8 protein-coding genes are annotated in these 10,914 nt (G+C 28.8%); all 8 read left to right on the top strand.

The features are described from left to right. The 8 genes from ACOTVC_RS00610 to ACOTVC_RS00575 all read left to right on the top strand — a co-directional run bounded on the left by ACOTVC_RS00610 (position 1) and on the right by ACOTVC_RS00575 (position 10,822). Positions 1–1,479 carry a sugar phosphate nucleotidyltransferase gene (locus ACOTVC_RS00610; protein ID WP_421627378.1) on the top strand — a complete coding sequence of 493 codons (1,479 nt, stop codon included), beginning with the start codon at positions 1–3 and terminating at the stop codon, positions 1,477–1,479. A gap of 250 nt (positions 1,480–1,729) precedes the next feature. Then, positions 1,730–2,623 (top strand): sulfate adenylyltransferase subunit CysD, encoded by an 894-nt coding sequence (gene cysD, locus ACOTVC_RS00605; RefSeq protein ID WP_421627377.1) that lies wholly within the window; start codon positions 1,730–1,732, stop codon positions 2,621–2,623. Further along, entirely contained in the window at positions 2,623–4,047 is a 1,425-nt protein-coding gene (gene cysN, locus ACOTVC_RS00600; protein WP_421627376.1) for a sulfate adenylyltransferase subunit CysN, read from the top strand. Before cysD ends, cysN begins: the two co-directional genes overlap by 1 nt. Further along, complete coding sequence (locus ACOTVC_RS00595) at positions 4,044–5,759, top strand: SLC13 family permease (protein WP_214116839.1); 1,716 nt, start codon at positions 4,044–4,046, stop codon at positions 5,757–5,759. The genes cysN and ACOTVC_RS00595 overlap by 4 nt, the downstream gene beginning before the upstream one ends. Positions 5,760–5,767: 8 nt before the next feature. Beyond that, the gene (gene cysC / locus ACOTVC_RS00590) at positions 5,768–6,358 is read left to right on the top strand and encodes an adenylyl-sulfate kinase (protein ID WP_421627374.1); all 591 of its coding nucleotides are present in this window, start codon (positions 5,768–5,770) and stop codon (positions 6,356–6,358) included. Further along, positions 6,351–7,589 (top strand): sulfotransferase family 2 domain-containing protein, encoded by a 1,239-nt coding sequence (locus ACOTVC_RS00585; RefSeq protein ID WP_421627372.1) that lies wholly within the window; start codon positions 6,351–6,353, stop codon positions 7,587–7,589. Before cysC ends, ACOTVC_RS00585 begins: the two co-directional genes overlap by 8 nt. A 30-nt stretch (positions 7,590–7,619) precedes the next feature. Next, complete coding sequence (locus ACOTVC_RS00580) at positions 7,620–9,647, top strand: capsular polysaccharide biosynthesis protein (RefSeq protein WP_214116658.1); 2,028 nt, start codon at positions 7,620–7,622, stop codon at positions 9,645–9,647. Further along, positions 9,644–10,822: a capsule biosynthesis protein gene (locus ACOTVC_RS00575; protein WP_214116656.1), complete on the top strand. Its 1,179-nt coding sequence runs from the start codon at positions 9,644–9,646 to the stop codon at positions 10,820–10,822. The genes ACOTVC_RS00580 and ACOTVC_RS00575 overlap by 4 nt, the downstream gene beginning before the upstream one ends. The last annotated feature ends 92 nt before the right edge of the window (positions 10,823–10,914 follow it).

Below are 10,914 nucleotides of genomic sequence, written 5' to 3'. Positions count from 1 at the left end.
ATGAATATTATTATACCTGCAACTGGAATAGGTAAGAGGTTTAAAGAAGTTGGATATAAAGAATTAAAACCTTTTATTAAAGTTATGAAAGATAAAGTCGTTTTAGATTATGTGATTGAATGCTTTGATACTCAAAAAGATGTTTTTTGTTTTATTGTTCAAGAATGTGAAAAAAATAAATTTGAAGATTTTGTTTTATCTAGAAAAATTAAAGCAAAAATTATTGTTTACAAAGGGGAAAAACTAGGACCTGTTGGAAGCTTATATGGTGTGGTGTCGCAGTTGCAAGATATATTTGATGAGGAAGTTATTGTTAGCTATTGTGATTTTGGGCAAGAATGGGACTATAATGATTTTCTACAATTTGTACAAGAAAACCCAGATGCTCAGGCTATAATTCCTTGTTATACTGGTTATCATCCTCATTTATTGCCTTTAGAAAATGTGTATGCAGTATGCAAGGCGTATGATAATACTTATAAAGTGTATGAGGTTATAGAAAAATATAATTCTAAGAATAAATTTGAAGAATATCATTCTTCTGGTATTTATTATTTTAGAACTTTAAAATTAGCTATTGAAGCAATAAAAAAACAAATAGAAGCCAAAGATATGATTTCTGGAGAATATTATGTGTCTATAACTAATAATTATCTAGAAAATGTTTTATGCTATCCTTTTATAGAGAAGTTTTATCAATTTGGTACTCCAAAAGATTTTGAATATGTAAAAGAAAAACTTAACTCACAAGATGTTAATAACGAAAAAACAAAAATACAAAATACTATCATATTATCTGCTGGTAGAGGAGAGAGATTTTTAAATCTTAATTTTAACCAACCAAAACCATTTTTGCCTCTTGGTAAAACAAGTATTATAGAGAATATAATTGATACCTTAAAAGATATTGAGACGAAAGTTATTTGCGTTGGTGCACAAGATCATAAAAAATATTGGGAAAGTATAAAGCAAGAAGTAAGGTTTGTGAAACCGAATAAAATTGGTGCGGCGTATTCTTACAAAGAATCTTGTGGAGATTTGTCAAGCGATGTTTTAATTATCCCTTGTGATTTGATTGCTAAACATATTACTAAGGAATTTATAAGATTGCAAAAAGAATATGAAGTTATTGTGTTTGTTACACATGCTTCTAAATATAATATTAATAATCCGCATTATTTTACTTGGGTAGATGGGGAAAATAATAAAATAGATAATATTTTTGTTAAAAATAGATCTAATGATGCAAATTTAGTAATGATAGGAAGTTTTTATTTTAAGGAAAATTCTTTGTTATTAGAGTATATAAATAAAATATTCCAAGAAGATATAAAAACTAACGGTGAATTTTATATAGACAATGTGTTTGAATTGTTAATTAAAACACATAAGATAGGTTACGTAATCGTTGATAATTATTTTTCTTTTGGAACTCCAGAGGAGTATTTGGAAAATGGATATTGGTGTAATTTCAACTAATTTTTTATTATATTACTGTTTGTTAAAGTATAAAAATTAAGGTATTTATTATAAAATACTATTTAGAAGTGGTCTATAAGTTTTAACATATTTATTACTTTTATGATTGTGTATTTTTAGAAAAATATAAAAAGAAAATTTTATAAAACTATTTTCAAAATATTTTTATAGATGCAATGATTAGGTTGGTTATAAAAATCATAAGTGTATTTTCATGTAATTAAGATTTTTATATTACAGTGGAGTAAAAATGACCCATTTAGAATATTTGGAATCACAGTCTATTCATATTATCCGTGAGGTGGTAGCTGAGTTTGAAAAACCAGCTATGCTTTATAGCATAGGAAAAGATAGTGCAGTTATGCTTCATCTTTTGCGTAAGGCCTTTTATCCGACTAAACCTCCACTTCCTTTGGTGCATGTAGATACTACATGGAAATTTAAAGAGATGATAGAATTTAGAGACAAACGCGCCAAAGAACTTGGTATGGATCTTATAGTTTATCAAAATCCTAAAATCAAGGAATTAAACCTTTCTCCATTTACACATGGTTCATCTATGCATACAGATATTGCTAAAACCCAGGGTTTAAAACAAATGCTTGATTTATACCAGTTTGATGCAGTCTTTGGTGGAGCAAGAAGAGATGAGGAAAAATCACGCGCAAAGGAAAGAATTTATTCTTTTCGTGATGAAAATCACTCATGGGATCCAAAAAATCAACGTCCAGAATTATGGGATATCTATAATGGTCGCCATAAAAAAGGTGAGTCTATAAGGGTTTTTCCACTTAGTGATTGGACTGAGCTTGATATATGGCAGTATATTTATAAAGAGAGCATTCCTTTGCCAAGCCTTTATTTTGCTAAAAAGCGTCCGGTGGTAGAGTATATGGGAGCTAAAATTTTAGTTGATGATGAGCGTATGCCAAAAGAACTTGCTAAAAATGCTAAAGAAGAATTGGTTCGTTTTAGAACCCTAGGTTGCTACCCGCTAACAGGAGCCATAAACTCAAGTGCTAGTAATGCCTTAGAAATCATCGAAGAACTTTTGCTTTCTAAAACAAGTGAAAGACAAGGTAGGCTTATAGACACTGATGAAGAAGCAAGTATGGAAAAAAAGAAAAAAGAGGGGTATTTTTAATGAAAATGAATGTAGAAAAATACCTAAAAGAACATGAAAATAAAGAGCTTTGTAGATTTATTACTTGTGGTAGTGTAGATGATGGCAAATCTACCCTTATAGGTAGAATGCTTTATGATGCAAAAATGCTTTTTGAAGATCAAATTTTATCTTTAGAAAAAGATAGCAAAAAGCTTGGCAATGCAGGAGAAAAGCTTGATTTTGCACTTTTAGTAGATGGCCTTGCAAGCGAGAGAGAGCAAGGTATAACTATAGATGTAGCATATAGATTTTTCACAAGTGAAAAAAGAAAATTCATCATAGCAGATACTCCAGGCCATGAGCAATACACTAGAAACATGGCAACAGGTGCTAGTACAGCTGATATTGCTATCATACTTATAGATGCTAGAAAAGGGGTTTTAACTCAAACCAAAAGACATTCTTATATAGCGAGTTTGCTTGGCATAAAACAATTTATTATTGCTGTGAATAAAATGGATTTGGTCGATTATAATCAAGAAATTTTTAATACAATCTGTAAAAATTATCAAGAAATTTTACCATACTTAAAAAATCATGAACATATTAAAACTCACTTTGTTCCTATATGTGCACTAGATGGAGACAACATAGCTTCTAAAAGTATTAATATGCCTTGGTATAGTGGAAAAACCTTATCTGAGCTTTTAGATACTTTGCCTATTGCTACTAGTTTAAGCGATGAGTTTATCATGAGTGTGCAATATGTCAATCGCCCTCATTTAAATTTTAGAGGTTTTTGTGGAAATATTGCTAGTGGAAGTATAAGTGTTAAAGATGAAGTTGTGATTTTACCTTCTTTAAAAACAAGCAAAATAAAACAAATTATCACGCCTGATATTAAAAACCTAAATGCACTTGGTAAAAATGAAAATGTTCAAAGTGCTAAAAATGCTAGCTTTCCAAGTGCTATGACTTTAACTTTAGAAGATGAGATAGACATTTCAAGAGGCGATGTAATAGCTTCTAAAAACCATAGTATAGAAATTTCAAATTCTTTTAAAGCTATGGTAATATGGATGAGTGAAGTTGAGTTTAATTTAAATGAAAACTATCTTATCAAAATAGCAAATTTAACTACTAATGTAGTATTTGAAAAAATTGATTTTAAAAAAGACATTAATACTTTCAAAGAATTTCAAAGTAGTGAATTAAAACTCAATGATATTGCTAAATGCACCTTAAAGCTTAATAAAAAAACAGCCCTTAAAGCTTATAAGGACAATAAAATTTTAGGAAGCTTTATCATCATAGATAAATACTCTAATGAAACCTTAGCAGCGGGTATGGTAGAAGAAATTTTAGCAAGCGAAGAAAAGAGTAGAATTTACACTCAAGCAGAAATAGAACTTAATGTTTACATTAGAAAAAACTATCCTGAGTGGGGGTGTAAAAAAATATGAAAATTATTGTTGCATTAAGTATTTTAATTTTGCTTATTTTGTTAATTAGCAATAAAATTAAACCTTTTATTTTATTTGGTAGTGTAGCTGTGCTTTATTATCTTTTAGGGTATTTAAATTTAAGTACTTGGCTTAGCTCTTACACGAGTGAATCTTTAATAGTGCTTATTTTGCTTTTGTTAGTTTCACTGGCTATAGAAAAAAGCGTTGTGATAAGTTGGTGTTCTAAGTTCATCATAGGTAAAAATTATCATCTATCACTTTTAAAGCTTGGAGTTGTTACAGCTAGTATTTCAGCTTTTTTAAATAATACTGCAGTAGTGGCAAGTTTTATGAGTATTATAAAAAATAACAAATTTCAAGTTCCTTCTAAACTACTCATCCCACTTTCATATTTTTCCATAGTTGGTGGAACAATGACTTTGATAGGCACTTCAACTAACTTGATAGTCAATTCTTTTGTAGTGCAAAATGGTTTGGAAAGTTTAAAGATTTTTGATTTTTTTGCGGTGGGTTTTTGTATAAGTGTTGGAGTGCTTGTAGTACTTTTGATTTTTAGCTTTTTATTGCCTGAGTATAAAGAAAGAGAAAATGTCATCAATGAGTATTTAATCAATGCCAAAGTATTGAAAAATAGTTCATTAGTGGGGAAAACTATACAAGAAAATGGCTTAAGGAATTTGGAGTTTTTGTTTTTACTTGAAATTCAAAGAAAAGATGAGCTTATTACTCCTGTTAGTCATAATGAGCTTATTAAAGAAGGAGATGTATTAGTTTTTAGTGGAGATATTACACATTTAGAGGCTTTGAAAAAATTTGATGGCTTGCAAATTGGCTCACAAGATTTGAAATTAGAAACATTAAATTTAATAGATGTTGTTATAAATTCTGAGTCAAACTTGATAGGAAAAAGTGTTAAGGAAGCAAACTTTAGAGCTAAATTTGATGCAGGGATTGTAGCTCTAAAAAGAGGCTCAAAAAATATTTCAAAAATCGGCCAAAGTTTATTACAAGCTGGAGATAGGCTTATTTTAAGTGTGGGTAAGGACTTTCACTCAAGAGATAATATCAATAAAAACTTCTACATTATCTCAAATATCACGCAAAATCAAAAGTTAAGTAATATCCAAAGTTTTATAGTGATTTTTGCGTTTTTAGCCATCATTGCTTTATCTGCTTTGGAATTAGTGTCTTTGCTTAAAGCGCTGCTAGTGTTTTTAGCTTGCTTATTTATATTTAAAATCATAAGTTTTGATGAAGTAAAAAGACGCTTTCCTTTGGAAATTTTTATCATAGTAGGATCTTCTTTAGCCATTACTAAAGTTTTAGTTGATAGTGGTTTAGCTAAAGATTTGGCTGAATTTGTTATAGGAACTTTTGGAGTGTATGGATTATATGGTAGTTTTGTGGGAATTTATCTTCTAACTTTGCTTTTAACTGAAATCATTACCAATAACGCTGCCGCAGCTTTGGCTTTTCCTATCGCTTATAGTACTGCTTTGGCGCTTGAAGTTAATCCAACTCCGTTTATATTAGCGGTTGCTTACGGGGCAAGTTGTGCTTTTTTAATGCCACATGGTTATCAAACTCACTTGATGGTAGGTTCAATTTGTGGGTATAAAACTACTGATTTTATAAAAATAGGATGGGTAGTTTCTTTGACTTATTCAGCTATTGTTTTAACTATAACTCCGGTATTTTTTAGTTTTTAAGGAAAAAAATGAGTAAAAATTTAACTTGGCATACAAGTAGCATTACAAAAACTCAAAGAGCTAAACTTAAAAATCAAAAACCATGTGTTTTGTGGTTTAGTGGGCTTAGTGGTAGTGGTAAATCTACTTTGGCAAATGCGGTTGAAAAAAAACTTTTTGAGCGAGGTTTTCATACTTATCTTTTAGATGGAGATAATGTACGTCATGGACTTAATAAAGATTTGGGTTTTGATGAGGTTTCAAGAGTAGAAAACATAAGACGTATAGGAGAAGTATGTAAGCTTTTTGTAGATGCTGGTATGATAGTACTTTGTGCTTTTATATCGCCTTTTGAAAAAGATAGAAAGCTTATAAAAGATCTTTTAGATGAGGATGAATATATAGAAATATTTGTTGATACACCTTTGGAAATTTGTGAAAAAAGAGATCCAAAAGGACTTTATAAAAAAGCAAGAAGCGGAGAGATTAAAAATTTCACAGGTATAGATAGTCCTTATGAAAAACCTAAAAACCCGCATATACATATAACAAAAGAAGATCTTAATGAGAATGTGGATATGATTTTGAGATTTTTAAATGGAAGAAAGTGTGATGTTTAAAGATTTTCATGATAAGTATAAATGTATTTTTATTCATGTGCCAAAGGTTGCTGGTAGCAGTATAGAAAGAGTGATATATCAAACAGATAGATGGCTTGTTGGACATGTAAAAGCAAGTGATTATGTAAAGCTTGATAGGAATAAATTTGAGAGTTATTTTTCTTTTAGTTTTGTGAGAAATCCTTATGATAGAGTAGTTTCAGCGTATCATTATTTAAAAAATGATAGTCCAGATCCTTGTGATATAGAATGGGGTAAATTGAATATTAGAGATTTAGAATTTGAAGAGTTTGTTTTAAAATTACAAGATGAGGAGTTTAAGCAAAAAATTTTAACTAAAAATCACTTTTCTTTTCAGTATGAATATTTATGTGATGAGAATATGAATGTCTTAGTAGATTTTATTGGAAGATTTGAACAATTAAATAGTGATTTTAAAAAAATTTTAAATATTCTCAATAGAAAAGACAGTCTTATCCATGTAAATAAGAGTAAGCACTGCAACTATAAAGATTATTATAATTGTGAAACATATAAAATTATAAGAGAAATTTATAAGAATGATTTTGAGATTTTTGATTATGATTTAGAGGATAAAAAATATTTTAATATTTCTGATAATGTTATCTTAAATATACTGCAAAATAAAATAGAATATAAGAATGATGTGCTAGAAAATTTAAGATTAAAGCATTTAACTCAAATTCAAAATTTAAATCAAAATATAAAACTTAAAGAACAGGCTATTCAAAATAATTTAACTCAAATTCAAAATTTAAATCAAAATATAAAACTTAAAGAACAGGCTATTCAAAATAATTTAACTCAAATTCAGTTGTTAAGTAATCAACTATCCTTCCAAGCCAAACATGGCACGGTAAAATCTCGTATCCAAAACCAACTCTCTTATAAACTAGGTCAAGCTATGATAGTAAATTCAAAATCTTTTCTAGGTTACTTAATAATGCCTATGGCATTATTAAGTATAATGATTTCACATAAACAAGAACAAAAAATCTACCAAGAAAAAATAAAAAAAGATCCTTCTTTAAAACTACCTCTATTAGAAGATTATCCTGATTGTCAAGAAGCCTTAAAACTTAAAAATCATCTTTCTTATAAACTAGGACAAGCCCTTATAAAAGCTAATAAAACTTGGTATAAGGGTGGGTATGTTAAGATGTGGTTTGAAGTAAGGAAGTTAAAAAGGGAATTCAGAAATAAAATTTGATATAATCTTTCTTTTAATTAAAGAGAGATTATGAAAATTTATACCATATCTAAAAAGCTAAAAGAAAATGTTAAAAATTTTTATACAATAACTCTATATCATACCTATAAAAACATTACAAAAGAAGATATTTTTGTAGGTTGGGGTAGAAAAAAGTCAGGTTTAAAAGCCATAGAGTTAGCTAAAAAACATAATGCAAAATTTTTACTTTTAGAGGATGGTTTTTTACGCTCATTAAATTTAGGTGTAGAAAATAGTCCAAGTTTTTCTATCGTCAAAGACGATATAGGAATTTATTACGATGCGACTACGCCTTCTAAGCTTGAAAAGATTTTAAATACTTATGAGTTTAGTACCGAAGAATTAGAGCAAGCAAAAAAAGCTATAGAACTTATAAAAAAAGAAAAACTTAGCAAGTATAATAATAACCTTTGTATACCAAAAGAGTTTTTTAGTGCTAATGAAGAACCCGTGTTGATCATCACTCAAGTAGTAAGCGATGTTTCATTAAAATTTGGTTTAGCTGATAGTTTTTCAACTCAAGATATCATAAATGATGCTATCAAAGAAAACCCAAATGCCAAAATATACATTAAAATTCATCCTGATGTATTAAGTGGTAAAAAACAAAGTGATTTTAACGCACAAGATTTACCAAGTAATTGTGTAGTTATAAAAGAAAATTATAATCCCGTAGAATTGCTAAGTTATTTTAAAAAAGTCTATACTAAAACTTCTGGTATGGGCTTTGAAGCTTTGATGTTAGGATGCGAATGTGTGTGTTATGGTGTGCCATTTTATGCAGGCTGGGGTTTAACTCAAGATAAACAAGTGTGTAAAAGAAGGCTTAAAAAAAGAAGCTTAGAAGAAGTTTTTTATGCTACTTATATTTTATATAGTGAGTATTTTAATCCTTATTTAAATCAAAAAAGTGATATTTTTGATACTATTCATACTTTAGCAAAGTATAAAAAGATAGAGCAAGCTAATTCTAATACTTTGTATTTTTTAGGTTTTTCTAAATGGAAAAGAGAGTTTGTAAGACCTTTTTTTAAAGCTAAAAATAATAAAATCATTTTTTTAAACTCGCTTAATGAACTTTACAAAGCAAATTTAAATCCTGAAGATAAAATTTTCATTTGGGGTAAAAAGTATGATAAAATTTTGCTAGCTAAAGATTTTAATAATGAAATTTTCTTAGTAGAAGATGGCTTTTTACGCTCTGTTTTTTTAGGTTCAGATCTTACGCGCCCTTTTTCTTTGATAGTAGATAGTAAAGGCTTGTATGTTGATCCAAGTAAGCCAAGCGATTTAGAAGATATTTTGCAAAATTACATCTTTGATGAAAGTTTAAAACAAAGAGCTAAAAAACTCATCACTACCATCACGCAAAATAAATTTTCAAAGTATAATGGCTTAAAGCATGAAAAGTTAAATTTTAATACCAATAAAAAAATCATCTTAATCCCTGCTCAAGTAGAAGATGATGCTTCTATGATCTTAGGTGGTGCAGGTTATGATACCTTAAAACTTTTACAAAGTGTGAGAAAGGCCAATGAAAACGCCTTTATAGTTTTTAAACCTCACCCTGATGTTTTAAGCGGTAACCGTAAGGGTTTAAAAGATAAAAACATTATTTTAAAATATTGTGATGAAATTATAGAAAATGTCAGCATAGATAGTGCTATCAATGCAAGTGATGAAGTCCACACTATAACCTCTACAAGCGGTTTTGACGCTCTTTTGCGTGGTAAAAAAGTTGTGGTCTATGGTAAGCCTTTTTATGCAGGTTGGGGTTTAACTATGGATTTACATGAAATTCCAAGACGCACAAGGGTACTTAGTTTAGAAGAGCTTGTTGCTGGAGTTTTGATCCTTTATCCAAGATATATCCATCCAAAAAGTAAAAATTTATGTGAAGTTGAACTTGCATTAGATATAATGTTAAAAATGCAAAAAGATTATTTTTCTAAATTTTATTTGCGTTGGTTTATAGATATAAGAATTTATATATTAAGAAAAATAAGAAGATTAATAGAATTTATTTTGATTAGATGAATTTAAGTAAAAAGTTAAAAAAATTTTCTGGTAAAAATGTTTTATTGCTCCAAGGTCCTGTGGGTGGATTTTTTCGTAAAATTGCTACAAAAATTCCACAAGCTAAGGTTTATAAGGTAAATTTTAACGGCGGAGATTTTTTCTTTTATCCTTTTAAAAGCATTAATTACACTAAAAGTTTAGCCAAGCTTGAAGACTTTTATAAAAAGCTTTTTGAAGAAAAACAAATTCAAGTTATCATTATGTATAATGATTGTAGAAAAGTTCATGAAATCGCCATTAATGTAGCTAAGCAAATGGGTATTGAAGTATGGATTTTTGAAGAAGGTTATATAAGACCAAACTTCATTACTTTTGAAAAAGATGGAGTGAATGCAAACTCCACTTTGCCAAGAGAAAAAGAATTTTATCTAAACCAGAAAAAATTTGATAAAGATTTTAAATTTAAAACTTTCTCAAGCACTTTTAGAAATATGGCCTTTGCTTCATTTTTATACTGGCTTTTTGCTTTTTTATTTTCTTGGTATTTTAATAATTCTTTACACCATAGAAGTTTAAAATTATTTGACTTTTTACCTTGGCTTTGCTCAGTATATAGAAAAAACAAATACAAAATCACAGAAAAAAGTTTAAATGAAAAAATTCTTTCTCTAAAACAAAAGTATTTTTTAGCTATTTTACAAGTGCATAATGATACTCAACTATCCCATCATTATAAAAAAACTACAGAAAAATTTATAGAAGAAGTGATTATCTCTTTTGCTAATCATGCCAAAGCAAAGTCTTATTTAATTTTTAAACACCATCCCATGGATCGTGGTTATAGGGACTATACTAAACTTATAGAAGATTTGAGTTTAAAATACAATGTCGAGGGTAGAATTTTATATGTGCACGATTTACACTTACCTACGCTCTTAATCAATGCAAGAGGCACTATAGTTATAAATAGCACAGTAGGACTTTCTGCTTTATATCACAATAGTCCTTTAAAGGTTATGGGTAAAGCCTTTTATGATATAGAAGGCCTAACGTATCAAAAAAGCTTGCATACTTTTTGGAAAGAATGCAGAGCCTATAAACCTGATGCGGTTTTGCACGCTAAATTTAGAAATTATGTGGTATATAAAACCCAAGTAAATGGGAATTTTTTCAAAAACGTTAGTTTAAATTGATTTTTATAGCTTAAAGCTTTAATGAATAATTTCAGAGTAAAAACACCTCATTTTGCCTTTAAATAAGCATTTGACAAAGATAACAACTTTAG

Source organism: Campylobacter sp. GB48, assembly GCF_049221845.1.
Taxonomy (GTDB): domain Bacteria; phylum Campylobacterota; class Campylobacteria; order Campylobacterales; family Campylobacteraceae; genus Campylobacter_D; species Campylobacter_D lari_C.
Note: the sequence above shows the minus strand (reverse complement) of the source record. Positions and strands in the feature narration are given on the sequence as shown.